The sequence below is a fragment of the Nitrospira sp. ND1 genome, assembly GCF_900170025.1.
In the GTDB taxonomy this organism is placed as follows: Bacteria; Nitrospirota; Nitrospiria; order Nitrospirales; family Nitrospiraceae; genus Nitrospira_A.
The window spans coordinates 714,873-732,271 of the sequence record NZ_FWEX01000005.1 but is presented as its reverse complement, the minus strand read 5'-3'; the positions used below and the strand labels follow the sequence as shown (position 1 = coordinate 732,271).

Sequence of the window (17,399 nt, the reverse complement as noted above, 5' to 3'; positions counted from 1 at the left end):
CCAAATTGATCCTTCGCGGACTGCCTGTTATCCTCAATCGTGATGGTGTGCCAGTGCAATGCTCACCCCTCAGGGAGGACCTCATGAAGCCGATGACTCCAGCGATGCTCCTGAGGGCGTTGACCATGTTTCGCGGGTTCACACAGACCGCGGCGGAGTACCTCAGGGACAAAGAGCGGCTTCGTCATCTGTTGGCCGCGGCGGTATCGATCGCGCAAGGGCGCGGTGGCAAGCTGTTGAACGACCTTCAATTATTGGTGCGGCTCCTGAAAGCGTCCGTAAGCGGAGCCTATACCGGCTTTTCGGTTCACAAGCTCGTCACCATCGTGGCGGCGATTCTGTATCTCATCAGCCCGCTCGATGTGATCCCCGACTTCATTCCTGTGGTCGGTTATGCGGATGATGCGGCGGTGATTGCCTGGGTGCTGAACAGCATTGCTGAAGAACTGAAGGACTTTAAGAATTGGGAACAGGGCACGTGACCGGAAGAAGTCCTGCGACGTGAGTAGGCTTTTGCACGAAATTCCCTGTTAGAATGGCCACCCTCACGAAGATGTGATCAAGGAAAGGCCTGCGATGTCGAAGCCCTCACAATCGAATGCCGTGCTTGTGGCGATCCGCACCCCCCGCGTGACTGCGGAGGAGCTGGACAGTTCGCTGCAAGAGCTCACCCGTCTGGTCAAAACCCTCGGGTACCAGGTCGTGGGCCGTGTGACGCAAAAGCGGAGTTCCGATCGATATGCCGCGGTCCTGGGGCAGGGCAAACTTGCCGAATTGGCGCAATGGACCGGTGGGTCCGGGAAAATCGAATCGGCGTTTGCACGGCCGAAGCACAAAGGGGCGTCGAAGTTCGAGGCGGAGGATTCGGACGTCACGGAAGAATCGGACGACGACGAATCGGACGACACCATCGAGCCTTCCCCCGGCCCGCGCGAGCAGGCGCAAATCGTCATCGTGGACTGTGACCTGTCGCCGTCCCAATTGAAAAACCTGGAACGTGCCGCCGGCGTGCCGGTGCTCGATCGGACCGGGGTCATCATTGAGATTTTCAGCCGGCACGCGCGAACCAGAGCGGCCCGGCTGCAGGTGGAGATCGCGCGCCTCAATTATCTTGCGCCCCGGCTGCGGGAAACCGGAGGCGGCAGCGAGCGGCAGGGCGGGGGAGTCGGCGGCAAAGGAGCCGGGGAGACGAGTCTGGAGCTCGATAAGCGCAGAATCCGCGATCGCACGAAGGAACTCCGGGAGGAATTGGCGGCGATCGGGGACGAGCATCAGACGCGCCGTGCGAGGCGGGAACACGAATTGACGGTCGCGCTCGTCGGGTACACCAATGCCGGGAAATCCTCGCTCATGCGGGCGATGACGGGCAGTGAAGTGCTCGTGGCCGACAAGCTGTTCGCCACGCTCGATACCACGATCCGGCCCTTGTATCCTGAGACGTGTCCGAAGGTCCTCCTGTCCGATACGGTGGGTTTCATCAAAAAGCTCCCGCATGACCTGGTGGCCTCGTTCAAGTCGACGCTGGATGAAGCGGCCAGTGCTTCGCTCTTGCTGTTTGTCGTCGATGCCTCCGACCCGTCCTTTCGCTCCCAACTCGACGTCACGCGGAAGGTGTTGGCCGAAGTCGGCGCCACAGAGGTTCCCAGCCTGTTGGTGTTGAATAAACGGGATCGTCTCGCGCCGGAGGAACTCGCGGCCTTGAAGGCGGAGTATCCCGACGCCATTGTGCTGTCCACGAGAAACAAGGACGATCTGCAGGCGCTCCGTGAGCGCATCATGGGGTACTTTGAGAGCGATATGCTCGACGAGGAATTGCGCATTCCCTTTACCGCTCAAGGGGTCGTTGCGGAGATCCGCGCCAAGATGCGTATCCTGTCCGAGGAATATGATGCCGAAGGACTCACGATACGAGTGCGATCGACCCCTGAGAACCTGACTGCCATCAAAAAGAAGCTCGCGCGATGAGGCGCGGATTCCACCCCATTTAGGGTCAGGTCTTGCAATCAAACAATTGATCGAGGGAGGTCAGCATGAAATCTTTTCCGGGGGGCATCTTAGGCGGCGATGTCAGGCCCCGGGCGGTTTGAGTGGAAGTACGGCCCGGAGAAGATGGTTCAGCGGGCTGATCTGTCAGTACGGGTATCAGTCGGCTGTGATTGCGGAACACTTGGGGAACAATCGCAGCCCACCGAAGCTTTCATCAGCTACCTCGTTTCCTCTCAACATGGAATCCCTGGTTCGAATTTAGTCATCCGCCTATCCAGCCTGCGTTCCCCACATGACTCACAGAGGCCCGGTGGCAGGGGATTTTCCCAGTATGTCCTCCTTCTCATGAGGGTTACGGTAAGAGTTGACACCGACTCAGTGACAACATGGGAGGGTATATGATGAAACGAAGTGTTGAAATGCTGCTCGTCGCAGCCCTGGTTAGCGGAGGGGGAGGACTCGCGTTTGCGGCCGATCCCATGAAAGAGAAGGAAGCCACGCCGAGCATCGGTGAGCGGATCACCAAGGATGCCGTCAAGGGCACCCTCATGAAGATGGACGGCGAGTTTTATCAGATCAGAAATACAGACGGGGAACTCGTCAAAGTGCATGTGGACAAGAGCACGAAGCTCGACAAGGTGGTCGAAGGCGATATGGTCAAGGCCTATGTCACCGATAAAGGCCACGTGACCACGTTGCAACGGGTTGAGCCCTAATCCCATTTCGAAGTAGTCCGGGGCGGTAGGCTTGCGGGCCTGCCGCCCGGCTTGGTCGGGCAATGAAGACGACAAGAAGTTCTGCTTGACTGCACCCCACTCGCTTCAGAGTTCAGATTCTGGACATTCGGCGCAATCCCGCGTAGATTTTCCTGTCGTGGCCGCTGCAGCTCCGAAACATTTTTCGATGCTCCGCGAGTTTCATCTGGCCGACGTGCTCACGCTGGGCAACGCCGCCTGCGGGCTCGCGGCCGTGTTCTTCGCCATGCACTACATGGGCAGCGGGTCTCCGACCCATTTCTTCGCCGCCACGACCCTGGCGCCGGCGGCCCTGCTCTTTGATTGGTTGGACGGCCGGGTTGCTCGATGGCGGCATCAGCAGTCAGTGCTCGGGCGGGAGTTGGATTCGCTGGCCGACATCATCTCATTCGGAGTCGCACCGGCAGCACTCGGATTCGCCGCCGGTCTAAGAGGAGGGTGGGACTGGATCGCGCTGACGTACTTCGTCTGCTGCGGGGTGAGTCGCCTGGCCCGGTACAACGTGACTGCCGAGAGCCTCTCCGCGGGTCGGGAGAAGGTGGCTTATTTCGAAGGCACCCCCATTCCCACCACCGCGCTGTTGACCGGCGTCCTAGCCCTGGCCGCCTGGCAGGAGCGACTCGGCGAACATCTCTATTGGGGTGTCTGGACCGTCGGGCCCGGCGACCTGCATCCCCTGTCCCTGATGTTCGTCCTCTCCGGCACCCTGATGATCAGCAAAACCCTCCACATCCCCAAACTGTAGACGTCGCACTATTTCTATTTAGGGTCAGGTGTTGCAATCAAATACTTCATCGGCCCTGGGGAAGTCACTAGCTTCCCCAGCAGGTCTGATCAGTCACAATGTCGCGGGCCAATTCAAGGGGGTGAGGTAGTGATGGATACCGCGCTGCAATATGACCGGCTGCAATTCGCCGTCACGGCCACGTTTCACTACCTCTTTCCTCAGCTCACGATGGGACTCGCCCTGCTGCTGGTGTATCTGCGCACGCGTGACCTGCTCAGTGAGGGGGACCATTATCACCAGGTCGCGCGATTCTGGACCGGCATCTTTGCGCTGAGTTTCGCGTTCGGGGTCGTCACGGGCATTCCGCTCGAATTTCAGTTCGGCACCAACTGGGCCAAGTTCTCCGAATACGCAGGCGGCATCGTCGGGCAGACGCTGGCGATGGAAGGGGTGTTCGCCTTTTTTTTGGAGTCGTCGTTCCTCGGGGTGCTCTTATTCGGCGAATCGCGCGTGAGCCGGCGCACGTTGTGGCTGGCGACGGTTTTGCTATGGCTCGGTTCCTGGTTATCCGGCTATTTTATTCTGGCGACGAACGCCTGGATGCAACATCCTGTGGCCTATCACGTGGCGGCCGACGGCCGTCTGACGGTCGAGAGTCTGGTCGGGCTGCTCACGAATCCCTGGCTGATCTGGCAGTTCGCCCATAACATGACGGCGGCGGTCGTCACCGGCGCGTTCGTGGTGGCTGCGGTGGGTGGCCTCTATCAACTGGCGGGGAAACATCCTGCGCTGGCCAGGACCTGTCTGCGCACGGGCGTTGTGGCGGGCGCGTTCGCCTCGGTGCTGCTCATCACACCGACGGGACATGAGAGCGCGCGGCAGGTGTTCGAGTTCCAGCCGGTCAAGGGCGCTGCCTTCGAGGGCCTCTTTCGCACCGAGCGCGGCGCCGACCTCGTGCTGATCGGCCAGCCCAACATGGAAACCATGACGATCGATAATCCGCTCGTCGTGCCGTCGGCGCTGAGCCTGCTCGCCTATGACGATCTTTACGCGAAGGTGAAGGGGCTGGATGCCTTTCCCCCGCGCGAGTGGCCGGACCACATTGCGCTGCTGTATTACGCGTACCACATCATGGTCGGGCTCGGCACGCTCCTGCTCGCGGTGATGGGATTGGCCCTGGCGTGGTTGTGGCGTGGCCGGCTCTTCACTGCCCGTTGGTTGCTCTGGCTCCTGCTGTTGAGCGCTCCTTTTCCCTATCTTGCGACGACAGCCGGCTGGATGACGGCGGAGCTCGGCCGCCAACCCTGGCTGGTGTACGGGCTCTTTCGCACGGAGGAGGGCATCTCGCCGTTGGTCCATTCCGGCAATGCTCTCTTCACCTTGCTGGGCTTCCTGGGGATCTATCTCGGGTTGGGGCTGCTGTTCGTCTTGTTGTTTCTGGAGATCCTGCGTCACGGGCCGACGGAGCCGGCTGTGGGGCAGGCGGGGAGCTAGCGCTTGGAAACGATCTGGTATGCCCTGGTGCTGTTCGTGTTGACCACCTATGTGGTGCTCGACGGCTATGACTTCGGCGTCGGGATCCTGTCGCCATTCGTGGCCCGGCAGGAGAGCGAACGCCGCCTGGTGCGGGAGACGATCGGACCGGTGTGGACCGGCAACGAAGTGTGGGTGATCGCCGGCAGCGCTCTCTTGTTCCTGGCCTTTCCGAAGGCCTTTGCGTCGGGGTTCAGCGGGTTCTACCTCGCCTTGATGATCATGCTGTGGCTCCTGATGGGGAGGGGGTTGGCGTTCGAACTGCGAGAGCATGTCGATCACGCGTTGTGGCGCACGTTCTGGGATACGATCTTCTTTCTGGCCAATCTGCTGCTGGCCTTCGTGGTGGGGCTGGTGGTGGGGAATCTGCTGCGGGGCGTTCCTTTGAATGCGAGCGGCTATTTCTTCCTTCCGCTCTGGACCGACTTCAGCCCCGGTTCGATGCCCGGCATTCTGGATTGGTTCACTCTGCTGACGGGGCTGACCCTGGTCGCCCTGTTGACGTTGCAGGGCGCGAGTTTCCTGGTCATGAAGACGCGCGGGGAGTTGCAGGCAAGGGCGGAGGCGCTGGCGAAGTCCGCAACCGTCTTGTTGGTGTTGTTGCTCGTGGCCCTGGTCGTGGCGCTGCCCTCCGTGCAGCCAGCGTTCGGCGTGCATTATGCGGCCGCTCCCATCGGCTTTGTCTGGCCCCTGACGGCGGTGGTCGCGCTGCTGGTCCGGCACGTGAGCGCTGTCCGTCAACGGCCGTTCGTTGGCTTCGTGGCGTCGAGTGTGTCGGTCGCGAGCCTATTGGTTGCGGCGGCTTGGGGGATTTTTCCCAATCTGTTGATTGCGACGACCGGACAGGCCAACAGTCTCACGAGCCTCAACGCCGCAACCGACCGGACCGGCCTCGAAGCCGGTCTCTGGTGGGTGCCCCCGGGCCTGGCCTTGGTGATCCTGTATCAAGTGCAGATTCATCGCCTCTTCGCCCGCCCGGCCAAGCCTGGATCTTCTCCGGCGGCGCACCACTAGCCTTCCCTCCCTTCTACGGGGTCAGGTCTTGCAATTAAACAATTTCTCACGCTACACTCCCGCTCATGGCACGTCCCCTTCGTTTGTCATTCCCCGGCGCCGTCTACCATGTCACGAGTCGGGGCAACGCCCGGCAAGACATCGTAGCTGACGATCGCGACCGCTCCCAATGGCTGAGCCTGCTGGCCCACGTCATCGATCGCTACGGGTGGATCTGCCATGCCTACTGTCTGATGGACAATCACTATCATCTGTTGATCGAGACGCCGAAGCCGAATCTCTCGCTCGGCATGCGGCAATTGAATGGCCGCTATACGCAGGCCTACAACCTCCGTCACGAGCAGGTCGGGCATGTGTTTCAAGGGCGCTTCACGGCGATTCTGGTGGAAAAAGACGCGCATCTGCTTGAATTGTGCCGGTACGTCGTGCTGAATCCGGTCCGTGCGAAGATCGTGTCTCATCCCCGGTTATGGGCCTGGAGCAGTTACCGGGCGACGGTGGGGGAGACGAAGGCGCCTGGCTGGCTGACGACGAACTGGATTCTGAGTCAATTCGGCCAACGCGAGGGACCGGCGCAGGAGCGGTATCGCACCTTTGTGGCGGAGGGGCGGGGTGGGCCAGTCCCTTGGGAGCAACTCACCGGCCAGATCTACCTGGGGTCGGAAAAATTCGTGGCGCAGCACCAACCGAATCGGGTGATCCGTGACATTCCGCGCCGACAGACGCAAGCCCAGCGCCCCTCATTGGAAACGCTGTTTCAGCGGAAGGGCGACCTGGAGAAGACCATCCATCAGGCCTATCGGCAGTACGGGTATCGATTGGCCGAAATTGCGGACCATCTGGGTGTACATGCCGCCACGGTGAGCCGCCGCTTGAAGCGGGCCGAGCAGGAAAGTATGTGATTGCAAGACCTGACCCCAAAAAAGGGAAAAAGGGGGAGGTTTATTTCTTGGCGGGATATGCTTCGACCGTCTCCCGGATCTTGACCCACTTTTCCCATCCATAATTTCTAGCCGTGCTTCTGATCGCTTCCCGGGCGGTCTCGATGGCTTTGTTCAGCGTGTTGCGGTCCAGCGTGGAAGCATGTCGCACGACAATCTGGAGCGTTTGCGGATCGGCGAGTACAATGTCGAGCGAATAGGGATGGTCGGGAGTAGCCTCGCGTCTCAGGCCGGCTCGCATGAGTAATGCCAGCCACTCGCCTTCCGTTGGTGTGTATGGCGTGACGCCCGGCCGACTGCGCGTCGGTTGCGTCTCCGTGGTCGCCACTTCCTCTCTGTCCTCCCGACATTGATTGTCGCTGCAAGCCTTGGTTCGGGTTTGCCGAGTCTCCAGGCAATCGTTCCTATCGCCTGCACTAATGGCATTATCGAGGCATTTTCTCGCCTCCGCTTGTGCGGCGTTGAAACAATCCGAACAAGTGCTCTGTGCGTGAACTGACGCACCGATCGACAAGAGTGGAAACAACAGGACCACGAGTCGTACGTTCATGATCGGACCTCCTGCAAACAGCGCCGAGACCACCTGCGTGTGAAGTGTTGCCGCAGCCTGTCTGTTCCTACCTCATCCTCTACGTCACTCGCTCCTATTTTTCAATCATGTTCCCGGCCGCTCTATCAGGCATCACGCCTGGAGGGAGTCAGGTCTGGAAATCACCCATCGCCAGGCCGTACACTCGCCGGTAATTCAGTTGCTCTGTCTGGGTTTCGCCGGTCCCAGGAATCTGCAACCAGACAGGACAAGGGCAGGCAGAGTACGACAATTCGATTGCAGGATTCCAGCGTAGTTCGACGAGAAACGCGCCGGCTGCGGCTGTGAGGCCAGATAAGATTGTATGATTGCAAGACCTGACCCCAAAGAGAGAGGACCTCGATGCTGAACGACAAGGTGCTGGCGGCGGTGCTGGAGTTTCGACGGAAGCGCGATTGGGAGCAGTTTCACCAGCCCAAGGAACTTGCGGCCGCCATTACGGTTGAGGCGAGCGAATTGCTGGAGATCTTCCAATGGAAGTCGCACGACGAGGTGGCCCGTCTCCTGGAAAGCCCGTCACGGGAACGCGTTGAGGATGAAATCGCCGATGTCGTGATCCTGCTTTCCTACCTGTGTCATGATCTGGGCCTGGATGTGAATGCCGCGGTGTTGTCGAAACTGAAGAAGAACGAAGCCAAGTATCCAGTCGAGAAGTCCTATGGCAACGCCAGGAAGTATGACGAATGATCGAGCCTCTTGATCTGTTCCAGGGAGGTATCATGATGTTGCGATCTGTCTTGCTATTCGTGGCGGTCTCGGTCGCGTTCGCCGGCTGCGGAGCGACCAGGCATGCCCGGTCGGTGGAGCCGTCCGGATTTCTGCAGGATCTCTATGCGCAGATGCGCGAGGGCAAGGGCGACGAAGCGCTCCTGGTGTATCGCAATCCGGCAGTCGATTGGCCGGCGAAGGCTGCGTACAACAAGATTCTCTTAGATCCGATCATGATCTGGCGGGGGAAAGACTCCAAGGTCGATGGGCTGGATCCGAAGGAGGCCCAGGTGATTGCTGGTTCCTTCTACGCGCTCCTGTATCAGGAACTCGCCAAGGACTACGAGATGGTGAGCGAACCGGGCCCCAAGATGTTTCGGATGCAGGCCGCGCACACCGATGCCGAACAATCCTATCCAGCCTTGGATATCGTCTCGAGTGTGCCGGCGCCGTTTAACATCGCCTTCGTCGCCTCGACCATCAAGACGCTCACCACCGGAAAACCGTTGTTCAAAGGCACGGCCTCCATCGAGGGCAAACTCATGGATGCGGAGTCTGGGGAGATCCTCGCGGCCGCCGTGGATCGGCGGGTCGGCGGGCGCTTTCTCGACGCGGAGGTCTTCGATTCCTGGAACGACGTGCACGGCGCCTTGAAGTACTGGTCGCAGTTGACCCGGTTTCGCTTGTGTCAGTTGCGCAAGCAAACCAACTGTGTTTCGCCCGGCTCGTAGGTCGATCTTTTCGATCTCTGCGCACCGATATAGATCCTTTGGGCCTTGAGCGACCAGCGGGAGTTCAGTGGGAGACCGAGGAACGCGGCCAGGTAACGCATGGTTGAGAGGGCATGGAGGTGACACAAGCGAGGCGAGAGTCTTCTTGACGCATCCGTCCGGTCGGCTGCCTTCAAACACCTCGCTCAGTTGAAGCGTTTTAGCCGACCAGGTACCATGCCGCCTCATCTTGTGTGGAGGCACTATGGCGCAGATTACCGAAGTTGCTCCGGACCTGTTCCGCATCACCACCTTCCTCGAACCGTTCAACCTGCAATTCAGTCAGTTTCTGGTCCGTGATGCCGAGCCGCTCCTGTATCACACCGGCCCGCGCGCGCTGTTTCCGGCGGTGAAGGAGACGGTGGCGTAGCTCATCGACGTCCGCACCTTGCGCTGGATCGGGTTCAGCCATTTCGAGGCCGATGAGTGCGAGTCGTTGCCGGAGTGGCAGCAGTTGGCGCCCCAGTCCGATGCGGTCTGTAGTCTGGTGAGCAAGCTCGTGAGTGTGGATGATTGTCTCGCGCTCCGGCCGGCGAAGGGGATGACAGATGGCGAGGTGCTGGAGACGGGGAAGTACCGCTTTCGATTTCTGGCCACGCCGCACGTGCCGCATTGCTGGGAGTCCGGTCTGATGTTCGAAGAAACACAGCGGACGCTGCTCTGCTCCGATCTTCTGCATCAAAACGGCAATGTGGAACCGGTCACCCAGTCGGACGTGGTGGGCCGCAGTCGGGACGTGCTCGTGGAATATCAGCAGGGTCCACTGGCGAACTACATGCCCTATTGCACGCTGACAGATCCAACATTGCAGCGGCTGGCGGCGCTGCAGCCGAAGACCGTGGCGACGATGCACGGCTCGCTCTATGTCGGCGACGGGGGAAAAGCGCTGCGTGATTTGGCCACGGTCTTTCGAGAGGTGTTGGGCGCTGCCTGACACGTTGAGGCGGGAAAGCGGCCGGGGGGGCCTGCTTGTTGACCGGTGGAGTTTCAATCGGCTAGGCTCCTCGCGTTCCTGCTGCATGTCTGCCGCTCCCGAAACGATCCGTTGCGAGGTGTTATGCGCATACGTCACGTCGTCATTGCGTTCAGCCTGGCCGGTTGCCTGACCATACCCGGGTGGGGCGTGATCAGGGCCGAACCCTCCTTTGATCAGACGGCCGGGTACATCCTCAATATTGTCAGAGCCTTTCGTACCGCTTACGTGCTCCACGTCGTCGAACATGCGCGAGACGCGGGACTGTCGCCGCGGGAGGATTGGAAAACAGATGCCCATTTTCTCCCGCTTCCTGCCCAGTTCGTCAAGGAAGCCGCTGAACAGGTGGAGGGTTTGGAGATCGGCCTCATCAGTTTGACGCCGCTGAATCCGGCGAACCGCCCCCGCACGGACGCGGAGATGACAGCGTTACTTCAGTTGGAGAAGGATCGACAACGCGGGGTCATCGGCTTCGTCGACGGCGATGAATTCAAGGCGGTGTCGGCCGATTTGGCGCTGGTGCGGTCCTGTGTCGATTGTCACAACCAACATCCCCGTGCGGTGCGCAAAAACTTTCAGCAATGGGATGTGATGGGCGCCCTGGTGGTCAGGCTCAAGCGCAGGGTCGAAGGGGAAGGTCAGGCCCTCCCTCCGGAACCTCCTAAGAGGGCACCAGGACTGCTCGAGGGGCCTCCGCCTCCGCCGACGATTACGCCGCCCTGGGTTCGATGACCGGCTGATCGGGCCCACGCATCTGGAAGAGAGCGGGCCTGGTTGCCGGAGTCAGTCTCTGTTAGCGATGATCTGCGGACATCGATCCCATGGCCTGGTCATCGCGGACTGTTCGTCGAAGCCTTCTGCGAGTGGGGCGGTGGTCCCTCCAGGGGAAGCGTGATGTGAAACGAGGTGCCGACGCCTGGCTCGCTCTCAACGGTGATGCTGCCTCCATGGGCATCGACGACATCTTTCACAATCTTTGTGCCCAGCCCTGTCCCGCCGACCTTTCGGCTGATGGCGCTGTACGTGAAGAGGCTCTTGAGGACTTCGGCTGGCATGCCCCTACCGGTATCGATGGCCGACACCAGGATGCTCCTTCCCGCCTGATCCGTACGGCCACGCAGCGTGACGGATCCGCCGGGTGACACTTCCGGAATCGCGTTGTTGACGAGATTATAGATCGCATTGAACAGCCGGCTCTCGTCAGCCTGAATCACGGGGAGGGTATCGAGTCCATCCACGCGCAGCGCGACCTTACGTTGATCGGCCAGGATCCTGAGCGCTGCGTACACGCCGGCGACCACCTCCGCGAGTCGGCAGGGCGCAAATTCCGGCAGCCCCGGGTGAGGCCTTTGACCGATTCCGCCATCTCCCTGACCCGGTCCTGAATGCGGCGGGACCCATTCCGGATCATATCCAGGAGTTCCTTGGTCAGATCCCGACTGTGCTTCAGTTTGCCGGTGACACTCTCCGGTAGGCGGTGATAACACTCGTCGAGTTCTTCCTCCAGCAGCGCCGCCCCGCTCATGATCGGCATCAGCATATTCTTGATATCATGGCCGATGTCTCCCAGCAGTCTCGCCACGTCGGCCAGGGCCTCCGCTTGGCGCAGCGCTTCCGCTGTCTGCTCGCGGTCCACAAACTGGCCCACTTTGATGCCGATGTCGGCCACCATGTCGAGAATATCCTGATCCGGCTTGCGGATCTGGTGGCTGAAAAATTCAATGACTCCGTCAATGCGTTCGCCCTTACGGACTGGAAAGGCAAATCCTCCATGCAGTCCGACGTGAGCCGCGATCGAGGCCCGGCGGAAATGGGGGTCGCCGGTCACATCAGGAATCCAAATAGGCGTTCCGCTTTCCCAGGTTCGACCGATAAGCCCCACACCCCGTTGAAAGGTCCGTTCCCGGCTGTCCTGTATGAACTCGGAGGCCTCAACCTGCGGCGCATGCCACAAGTCAACGAAACGCAGCAACTCAGCCTGCTTGTCTACGGCCCAAAACATGCCCAATTCCCAGTCCAGACTTTCACCGATGGCCCGAAGGATTTCATGGCCTGCGTCTTTCAGGGTTGAGGACTCGGCCAGCACACGGGTGACTGCGTATTGGACACGAAGCCGACGTTCTGACCGCCGCGCTTGAGCCAAGCAGGCCTCTAGGTCAGCTCTCTGGTCTTCAGCCATGTTCCCTCCCTGTGCAGATCCTTGCATCCAGTGTGTGAACCCACCGGATTGGAGCACGCGCTATCAGGATTATGATCGCGTCCGGAAAGACTTTCACGGGGAGATTGTAGCTGAATCCGCCATCGCCTGCCTGCCTTCCCACAGTCGCGGCAGGCATTGGACCTGCGCCCTGTCTGAGGGCAGGCGCGGGATCTGTCACAGCCACGTCCGTAGAGACTGGGCCGCCCGCACGGACAGATCCATAGGATTTCGAGTCCAGCAATTGTGGAGCTACCGCGACCGGAAGCCCCGGCCTGCTGTGCTTGTATGAAGTCTTTCTCATGCTGCACTAATCATTTCCTCATGTGGCGAGACTACAGTAGGGGCAGGGTAAACCGAGACTGGTGTCATCACAGCGCCTCTGTCAGGACGTTCGAATCTATGACACAGGCGAACGGAAGAAGGAGGAGAACCGATGAAAGCAGTGACCACATCCGCATCCACCTCAATGACTGCACGTCCTCTCAGACGGGACCGGCACTGGTTGGCACTCACCGGTCCCTCCGGGTTTGCCGCCCGGTTGTTCAGGGTCAATGCCGATCGCTGGAGACGGCGAGCGCTCTTCTACGAGCGTCACCGCGATTACTTTCCGCGGATGGCCTCCGGTCGATTCGTCGAGCGCTGTCGTGAATTGGAGGCGGCGTACCGGGGGCTTGCGCACGTCCTGTTCACTCTGCAACCGCAGATCGAATGGGCGCCGGTCCGGGCGGTCGTCTCGCGAATCAAGTAAGTTCGGATGATCGCGCGGTCGGCATGTTGTCTGCCTGACCCACCAGCGCGGCGCTATCGGCCGTCGATCTGAGGGGCCCGACGATGGGCCGGATGGCATGCCTGTGTTCCTGTGCGCAGGGCAACCACTCAGTGCCGGGAGTCATCAATTCGAGGAGTCCAAGAAATTGTGCGGGAGCGAGAATGCCGGGTGGCAGCTCAGCATTGCATCTGCTCGCCTGACAGCTTAGGCTGCATGTAGATTCAGTGATCTCTGTAGAAAGGGGAGTTGCATGCGGTTGATGACGATCCTGCTCACGTTGAGTGTTCTCGGCGCGTCCGGCTGTGCGGAATCCACGCAGCCCGCTCGCAACAACCGCACCCAGCAGGCCTTAGCCGAGTCCATGCCCCCGGGCCATCTGTTCCAACGCCATATGATCGATCTCAACGGCTTGACCCTCAGCGTGCTAGAGGCAGGCAATGGCGATCCGGTTATCTTTGTCCACGGCGTGGTGACGACCAGCAATATCTTTCCCCAATATGTGAGTGCCTTTTCGCCGGATTTCCGAGGTATTGCAGTGGACCTGCGTGGATACGGCGATTCGGAGAAACCGCCGAGCGGGTTCACGATCGAGCAGTTTTCGAAGGATCTCATCACCCTGGCCGATACGCTCAAGATCGACCGTGCTGTGTGGGTGGGTGTGTCCATGGGCGGGATGATTCTGCAGCGTCTCGCGCTGGATCATCCTGAGCGGGTACGGGCGCTGGTGCTGGTGTCCACGACCGACGGGGCGATGATTCTCGACGACGACATTCCGACCATCGGCGCGCCGCGTGACTATCGGGAAGTGTCGAAGGATATGATCGTGGAAAGTTTTCCTCCCGATGCGCCGGCTCAAACCTACAGGCCCTTGCTTGAACGGATCCCCACCTGGAATGCCACGGTGATCAGGGAGGCGCTGACTTCCATGTCGCAGTTCAACGTGCATGGTCAGCTCAGCCGCATCACTGTGCCGACTCTGGTTATGGTCGGCGCCAAGGATGGTGTCGCCACGCCGACTATCGCCAAGGGAATTCAGGCGCAGATCCACGGGGCGCAGCTGGTGGAATTCGACACCGGCCATTTTATGATGGCGGAAGACCCCGACCAGTTTCGCACCGTGCTGGGCGACTTCTTGAAGCAGCTCACACGCCAACCCGCCCCGCATGGCTCTTGACGCCATGCCTCATTGAGCGTAGCGTGATGCGCTAGGTAGCCGCTCTCTCGGTGATCGATGCCTCAGGCTACCGCTGCCGGCATATCCGTTCTTCCTGTTCGATGGACGAGGAGGTGCGGTGATGATTGCTTACACTCATTCCTTCATCGAGGCGCTTACGAGTGACACCCGCCAAGCGTTTTATGACCAGCACAAGCCCATCGCGCACGTGATGCACCTGATGGTGTTCCTGCTCCCTCTCGCCGGGGTCGTCGTCAGAGGGATGGTCGGTGGGGTGTTGGGCCTCACATTATTTCTCCTGTGTTACTACCTCATGCCCTATGCATGGTTCGCGTTGCACGACAGCAGTCGAATGTAAGCCAAGCGATCTCGCTCGACTCATGCCGTCATCGCCCGAGTAATCGCGCGTCCGTTACCCCTGCCTTCTAGTCCATACCTTTCCTGTGCCCCTATCAAGATTCACCGATAGGGAGCATCGCTGAATGCGCAAGCTTGTCGTCGAGGGTTGTGGCGTAGTCCATTCAGGTGACAGTGAGGTTCAGGGACCGCGCGCGACGCAGTTGAAAACGCCCCTTGGATACGTCACATTGCTCCATGAAAACGGCATGGGGGAATAAGCATGAACAGACATGACATCGAACAGAAGTTGCCGGCGATGACGCAGGCCCAACTCGTCGAAACGGTGAAGACCTGCTTGGACATGATTGAGCGGTTGGAGAATGACCTGGCCGTCGGGACGCACAAGTTGGATGAAATGACGGCGTTCGTGCGCAAGTTGTCGGACGTGAAATCCGCCACTTAATGCCGCCTCACCCATCATCGGCCACAACATTCGTTTTGCTGGGTCGTGTGGTTGATCTGGTGTGGAACCGAGGATCGTCTGAGCAGAAACATAGCGAGGATGAGATGAATCATAAGGGGCAGAGGAAAAAACACTTCACGATCCTACTCGCACTGGCTCTGATCCTGCTGGGCCTCCCGGGATTTGCGCGAGCCCACGACGACTCGAAGCCGGTCGTCCCGATGATGACGGTCACCGGTACGGGGAATTTCGCAATTGCGCCGGACATGGCCTATGTGACGTTCGGGATGCAGACGGTCGGCAGATTACTTGCGGAGGCCCAGCGGCAGAACAGCAACGTCATGCAGAAAATGATCGATCGACTGACCGAGCTGCACATCGATAAGGCGCGCATTCAGACGTCGGCATTCAGCGTGTCGCCACAATATAAACCGCCGCCCAAACACAACGCCGATGCGCTTCCGATGGCACCGGAGATCATCGGCTATCTGGTGAGTAATCAGCTGACGGTGGAGGTCTTCAATCCGGAGAAGGTCGCCGCCGTGATCGAGCAGGCCTTGGCGGCTGGGGCGAATCACTTCCAGGGTTTGCAGTGGGCGCTGAAGGATGAACAACAAACGACACGTGGCGCGATGAAGCAGGCCGTGGCGAACGCACGCGAGAAAGCCGTGACGCTGAGCGAGTCGTTGAAATTAAAACTGGTGCGGTTGATCAGCGTGAATGAAGCAGGACAGGTGGTGCGTCCGATGCCCCATACGTCACGCTCGATGATGGCGATGGATGCCGGCGGCGGCGAGCCTCCCATCCTTGGCGGAGAGTTGAAGGTTGAGGCCAACGTGACTCTGGTCTACGAGATTGCACAGAACGACAGCGTCTCGACCCCGTAACATGGCTTAGCTCAGAGCGTCGTTCCGAACAGCGCCCCGACGCCTGCCGTCGCCGCCATGCCAGTGCACCCCAGAAGGTGACGCGGATGGCACCCCACAGTATATTGGCTCCGCCTACGTATGCTGCCAATCCACCGAGAAGCGTGAGGAAAACCAGCGAGAGTTCGGAGACCCATGGGATGATACCTGACTCGAGGACCACGGTCACGGCGAGTAGCGGCATCGCCGCTCCACATGGCTACAGGGCGCTGGTTTCTATGTTCAGGGGTCGGCTCTTCGCACATCCTGCCACTCTTCGTGGCCTGCCAGGTGGATCGCCTGACAAGTGCAGGTCGTCCGGTCGAGATGGTATGATGCCGAAAGGCAGCCTATATTATTAGATTCATACTCTGGGAGGACATTATGACCATGCCTGTATCGCGTCACATCATCGGGATCTCATTGGGCGTCGTGTTGTTCGCAGGGAATGGCCTGGCGGCTGAGCCGGCCGATGTGGAGAAGTTTGTGAACGCCCGCATCGAGATCGGCGAAATGATGACGAATTATTTCAAGGGCGGGGAGTCCTACGGGTCCGGGCAGCGGCCGTCGCCGGAGAAAATGAAGGAGATGGGCGACGACATCAACGCGAAACTGACCACGCTCCTGTCCAAGCATGGCCTGACGCTGGAGGATTACCGCGCGCGCAGCAAAGACGTGTTCGCCGATGATGCGGCGGTGAAAGGATATCTCGCCCAGCATCCGGATCTAAAGACCCGGTATGAGGCGCTTCCGTTGAATCGGATGAGTGGGGGTGGCGGAGGCAGCACCGGACGGGGCTACTAGCAGGTGGGTGAATCCTCGCCACTCTGCGTGCTCACAAATTCGACCGCTCGGCGTATTGCATCAGTACGCCGAGCGTTTTCATTTCACCGCGGCTTTGCCGGACAGGCTAGTTGACCAGCCTGGTTAGACGACCTGGATCAGCAGATTGGTGAGATGCTCCATGCCGATGCAGTCGAGGATGCAGTAGGCGCGATAGTGAGTTCGGTTCTTTTCCCCGGCCAGAAAACTCACGCTCGATTCCCGGTTCATCACCCAGACTGAGCCGGTCTCCTGCTTCCAGCCGTCTTCGGCCCGGATCGTGATCTGGTGCGTGTCTCCCACGGCCAGGCTGGTCATGTCTTCACCGAACACGAAGGTGATCTTCACCATCGTATCTTTCGGCACCTGCAGGGCGCGCTTCGCTCCGTAGGGTCGGCCCTTCTCATCCAGGAATCCCTTTTCACTGACCCGAACCTTGATCTCGATCGAGGTTTTTTCCGGGGTGGCCGCAGCGGTCATCGCCGGTCCGGCGACGCTTGCGACAAACGCCAGCATGGTGGCCATGGTTGCCAAGCGCTTTGTCATGTGAGTCATTGCTCTCGTGCTCCTCTATTGAGACCGCCTGCGATCGCAGGTGTGCCGTTCCCTGTCATAGGGTGGCTGCGAGTCTTGCTGGTGGTGGACTACAGCTGGGGGCGACTCTTACGACAATGCGGAAGGTCACGCTCCGAAATTTCCTGTGCTGTATTCACCATAGCACAGGCAAGCAG

The 17,399-nt window shown here is 59.8% G+C and carries 23 protein-coding genes and 1 pseudogene; 19 read left to right on the top strand and 5 right to left on the bottom strand.

The window, feature by feature from the left end; all coding sequences use genetic code 11:
• Positions 1-83: 83 nt before the first annotated feature.
• The 7 genes from NSND_RS03590 to NSND_RS03560 all read left to right on the top strand — a co-directional run bounded on the left by NSND_RS03590 (position 84) and on the right by NSND_RS03560 (position 6,917).
• Positions 84-482, top strand: a complete 399-nt coding sequence (locus NSND_RS03590) for a YkvA family protein (RefSeq protein WP_080877653.1) — start codon at positions 84-86, stop codon at positions 480-482.
• A gap of 94 nt (positions 483-576) precedes the next feature.
• The gene (gene hflX, locus NSND_RS03585) at positions 577-1,965 is read left to right on the top strand and encodes a GTPase HflX (protein ID WP_080877652.1); all 1,389 of its coding nucleotides are present in this window, start codon (positions 577-579) and stop codon (positions 1,963-1,965) included.
• A gap of 419 nt (positions 1,966-2,384) precedes the next feature.
• Positions 2,385-2,702: a hypothetical protein gene (locus tag NSND_RS03580; protein ID WP_143833377.1), complete on the top strand. Its 318-nt coding sequence runs from the start codon at positions 2,385-2,387 to the stop codon at positions 2,700-2,702.
• Between the two features lie 187 nt (positions 2,703-2,889).
• Positions 2,890-3,486 carry a CDP-alcohol phosphatidyltransferase family protein gene (locus NSND_RS03575; RefSeq protein WP_080877650.1) on the top strand — a complete coding sequence of 199 codons (597 nt, stop codon included), beginning with the start codon at positions 2,890-2,892 and terminating at the stop codon, positions 3,484-3,486.
• A 132-nt stretch (positions 3,487-3,618) separates the two neighbouring features.
• The gene (locus NSND_RS03570) at positions 3,619-4,962 is read left to right on the top strand and encodes a cytochrome ubiquinol oxidase subunit I (RefSeq protein WP_080877649.1); all 1,344 of its coding nucleotides are present in this window, start codon (positions 3,619-3,621) and stop codon (positions 4,960-4,962) included.
• A gap of 3 nt (positions 4,963-4,965) precedes the next feature.
• The gene (gene cydB / locus NSND_RS03565) at positions 4,966-6,015 is read left to right on the top strand and encodes a cytochrome d ubiquinol oxidase subunit II (protein WP_080877648.1); all 1,050 of its coding nucleotides are present in this window, start codon (positions 4,966-4,968) and stop codon (positions 6,013-6,015) included.
• 65 nt (positions 6,016-6,080) lie between these two features.
• A complete protein-coding gene (locus NSND_RS03560; RefSeq protein WP_080877647.1) occupies positions 6,081-6,917 on the top strand; it encodes a transposase in 837 nt (278 codons plus the stop codon).
• Positions 6,918-6,957: 40 nt separating this feature from the next.
• Here the strand turns inward: NSND_RS03560 and NSND_RS03555 are convergent, their stop codons facing one another.
• Positions 6,958-7,506, bottom strand: a complete 549-nt coding sequence (locus tag NSND_RS03555; RefSeq protein ID WP_080877646.1) for a hypothetical protein — start codon at positions 7,504-7,506, stop codon at positions 6,958-6,960.
• 381 nt (positions 7,507-7,887) lie between these two features.
• On the opposite strand from NSND_RS03555, the gene NSND_RS03550 reads away from it, so the two are divergent.
• The 5 genes from NSND_RS03550 (at position 7,888) to NSND_RS03535 (ending at position 10,728) form a co-directional block, all read left to right on the top strand.
• Positions 7,888-8,232 carry a nucleotide pyrophosphohydrolase gene (locus NSND_RS03550; protein ID WP_080877645.1) on the top strand — a complete coding sequence of 115 codons (345 nt, stop codon included), beginning with the start codon at positions 7,888-7,890 and terminating at the stop codon, positions 8,230-8,232.
• 32 nt (positions 8,233-8,264) lie between these two features.
• Positions 8,265-8,984, top strand: a complete 720-nt coding sequence (locus NSND_RS03545) for a DUF3313 domain-containing protein (RefSeq protein ID WP_159450613.1) — start codon at positions 8,265-8,267, stop codon at positions 8,982-8,984.
• Positions 8,985-9,228: 244 nt separating this feature from the next.
• The gene (locus tag NSND_RS21475; RefSeq protein ID WP_200810481.1) at positions 9,229-9,393 is read left to right on the top strand and encodes a hypothetical protein; all 165 of its coding nucleotides are present in this window, start codon (positions 9,229-9,231) and stop codon (positions 9,391-9,393) included.
• 18 nt (positions 9,394-9,411) lie between these two features.
• Complete coding sequence (locus tag NSND_RS03540; RefSeq protein ID WP_200810480.1) at positions 9,412-9,957, top strand: MBL fold metallo-hydrolase; 546 nt, start codon at positions 9,412-9,414, stop codon at positions 9,955-9,957.
• Between the two features lie 123 nt (positions 9,958-10,080).
• On the top strand, positions 10,081-10,728 hold the full coding sequence (locus NSND_RS03535) for a c-type heme family protein (RefSeq protein ID WP_080877643.1): 648 nt from the start codon (positions 10,081-10,083) through the stop codon (positions 10,726-10,728).
• Positions 10,729-10,826: 98 nt separating this feature from the next.
• Here NSND_RS03535 and NSND_RS21145 read toward each other — a convergent pair whose 3' ends face one another.
• Both NSND_RS21145 and NSND_RS03525 read right to left on the bottom strand, forming a co-directional pair.
• A complete protein-coding gene (locus tag NSND_RS21145) occupies positions 10,827-11,234 on the bottom strand; it encodes a sensor histidine kinase (protein WP_159450612.1) in 408 nt (135 codons plus the stop codon).
• The gene (locus NSND_RS03525; RefSeq protein WP_159450611.1) at positions 11,207-12,175 is read right to left on the bottom strand and encodes a GAF domain-containing protein; all 969 of its coding nucleotides are present in this window, start codon (positions 12,173-12,175) and stop codon (positions 11,207-11,209) included. The genes NSND_RS21145 and NSND_RS03525 overlap by 28 nt, the downstream gene beginning before the upstream one ends.
• A 454-nt stretch (positions 12,176-12,629) precedes the next feature.
• On the opposite strand from NSND_RS03525, the gene NSND_RS03520 reads away from it, so the two are divergent.
• The 6 genes from NSND_RS03520 to NSND_RS03500 all read left to right on the top strand — a co-directional run bounded on the left by NSND_RS03520 (position 12,630) and on the right by NSND_RS03500 (position 15,828).
• Positions 12,630-12,944: a hypothetical protein gene (locus tag NSND_RS03520; RefSeq protein ID WP_080877640.1), complete on the top strand. Its 315-nt coding sequence runs from the start codon at positions 12,630-12,632 to the stop codon at positions 12,942-12,944.
• Positions 12,945-13,215: 271 nt separating this feature from the next.
• Positions 13,216-14,139: an alpha/beta fold hydrolase gene (locus tag NSND_RS03515; RefSeq protein WP_080877639.1), complete on the top strand. Its 924-nt coding sequence runs from the start codon at positions 13,216-13,218 to the stop codon at positions 14,137-14,139.
• Between the two features lie 121 nt (positions 14,140-14,260).
• Positions 14,261-14,497, top strand: coding sequence for a hypothetical protein (locus NSND_RS03510; protein WP_080877638.1), 237 nt, complete (start codon positions 14,261-14,263; stop codon positions 14,495-14,497).
• 124 nt (positions 14,498-14,621) lie between these two features.
• Positions 14,622-14,756: a hypothetical protein gene (locus tag NSND_RS21800; protein ID WP_255373840.1), complete on the top strand. Its 135-nt coding sequence runs from the start codon at positions 14,622-14,624 to the stop codon at positions 14,754-14,756.
• 2 nt (positions 14,757-14,758) lie between these two features.
• Complete coding sequence (locus tag NSND_RS03505; RefSeq protein ID WP_080877637.1) at positions 14,759-14,941, top strand: hypothetical protein; 183 nt, start codon at positions 14,759-14,761, stop codon at positions 14,939-14,941.
• 104 nt (positions 14,942-15,045) lie between these two features.
• On the top strand, positions 15,046-15,828 hold the full coding sequence (locus NSND_RS03500; RefSeq protein ID WP_159450610.1) for an SIMPL domain-containing protein: 783 nt from the start codon (positions 15,046-15,048) through the stop codon (positions 15,826-15,828).
• A gap of 118 nt (positions 15,829-15,946) precedes the next feature.
• On the opposite strand, the pseudogene NSND_RS22030 reads toward NSND_RS03500, so the two are convergent.
• Positions 15,947-16,051: pseudogene (locus tag NSND_RS22030) on the bottom strand (VIT family protein); the annotation flags it as partial.
• 185 nt (positions 16,052-16,236) lie between these two features.
• Between NSND_RS22030 and NSND_RS03495 the strand changes: the two are divergent.
• Entirely contained in the window at positions 16,237-16,650 is a 414-nt protein-coding gene (locus NSND_RS03495; RefSeq protein ID WP_235000152.1) for a hypothetical protein, read from the top strand.
• Positions 16,651-16,773: 123 nt separating this feature from the next.
• Here NSND_RS03495 and NSND_RS03490 read toward each other — a convergent pair whose 3' ends face one another.
• On the bottom strand, positions 16,774-17,223 hold the full coding sequence (locus tag NSND_RS03490; protein WP_080877634.1) for a hypothetical protein: 450 nt from the start codon (positions 17,221-17,223) through the stop codon (positions 16,774-16,776).
• Positions 17,224-17,399: the final 176 nt, after the last annotated feature.

What these genes read in the sequence shown, in the direction of transcription:
- NSND_RS03590 (WP_080877653.1), top strand. Translation starts at nt 84, where the DNA reads ATGAAGCCGATGACTCCAGCGATGCTCCTGAGGGCGTTGACCATGTTT.
- hflX (WP_080877652.1), top strand. Translation starts at nt 577, where the DNA reads ATGTCGAAGCCCTCACAATCGAATGCCGTGCTTGTGGCGATCCGCACC.
- NSND_RS03580 (WP_143833377.1), top strand. Translation starts at nt 2,385, where the DNA reads ATGATGAAACGAAGTGTTGAAATGCTGCTCGTCGCAGCCCTGGTTAGC.
- NSND_RS03575 (WP_080877650.1), top strand. Translation starts at nt 2,890, where the DNA reads ATGCTCCGCGAGTTTCATCTGGCCGACGTGCTCACGCTGGGCAACGCC.
- NSND_RS03570 (WP_080877649.1), top strand. Translation starts at nt 3,619, where the DNA reads ATGGATACCGCGCTGCAATATGACCGGCTGCAATTCGCCGTCACGGCC.
- NSND_RS03560 (WP_080877647.1), top strand. Translation starts at nt 6,081, where the DNA reads ATGGCACGTCCCCTTCGTTTGTCATTCCCCGGCGCCGTCTACCATGTC.
- NSND_RS03555 (WP_080877646.1), bottom strand. Translation starts at nt 7,506, where the DNA reads ATGAACGTACGACTCGTGGTCCTGTTGTTTCCACTCTTGTCGATCGGT.
- NSND_RS03550 (WP_080877645.1), top strand. Translation starts at nt 7,888, where the DNA reads ATGCTGAACGACAAGGTGCTGGCGGCGGTGCTGGAGTTTCGACGGAAG.
- NSND_RS03545 (WP_159450613.1), top strand. Translation starts at nt 8,265, where the DNA reads ATGATGTTGCGATCTGTCTTGCTATTCGTGGCGGTCTCGGTCGCGTTC.
- NSND_RS21475 (WP_200810481.1), top strand. Translation starts at nt 9,229, where the DNA reads ATGGCGCAGATTACCGAAGTTGCTCCGGACCTGTTCCGCATCACCACC.
- NSND_RS03535 (WP_080877643.1), top strand. Translation starts at nt 10,081, where the DNA reads ATGCGCATACGTCACGTCGTCATTGCGTTCAGCCTGGCCGGTTGCCTG.
- NSND_RS03525 (WP_159450611.1), bottom strand. Translation starts at nt 12,175, where the DNA reads ATGGCTGAAGACCAGAGAGCTGACCTAGAGGCCTGCTTGGCTCAAGCG.
- NSND_RS03520 (WP_080877640.1), top strand. Translation starts at nt 12,630, where the DNA reads ATGAAAGCAGTGACCACATCCGCATCCACCTCAATGACTGCACGTCCT.
- NSND_RS03515 (WP_080877639.1), top strand. Translation starts at nt 13,216, where the DNA reads ATGCGGTTGATGACGATCCTGCTCACGTTGAGTGTTCTCGGCGCGTCC.
- NSND_RS03510 (WP_080877638.1), top strand. Translation starts at nt 14,261, where the DNA reads ATGATTGCTTACACTCATTCCTTCATCGAGGCGCTTACGAGTGACACC.
- NSND_RS21800 (WP_255373840.1), top strand. Translation starts at nt 14,622, where the DNA reads ATGCGCAAGCTTGTCGTCGAGGGTTGTGGCGTAGTCCATTCAGGTGAC.
- NSND_RS03505 (WP_080877637.1), top strand. Translation starts at nt 14,759, where the DNA reads ATGAACAGACATGACATCGAACAGAAGTTGCCGGCGATGACGCAGGCC.
- NSND_RS03500 (WP_159450610.1), top strand. Translation starts at nt 15,046, where the DNA reads ATGAATCATAAGGGGCAGAGGAAAAAACACTTCACGATCCTACTCGCA.
- NSND_RS03495 (WP_235000152.1), top strand. Translation starts at nt 16,237, where the DNA reads ATGCCTGTATCGCGTCACATCATCGGGATCTCATTGGGCGTCGTGTTG.
- NSND_RS03490 (WP_080877634.1), bottom strand. Translation starts at nt 17,223, where the DNA reads ATGACTCACATGACAAAGCGCTTGGCAACCATGGCCACCATGCTGGCG.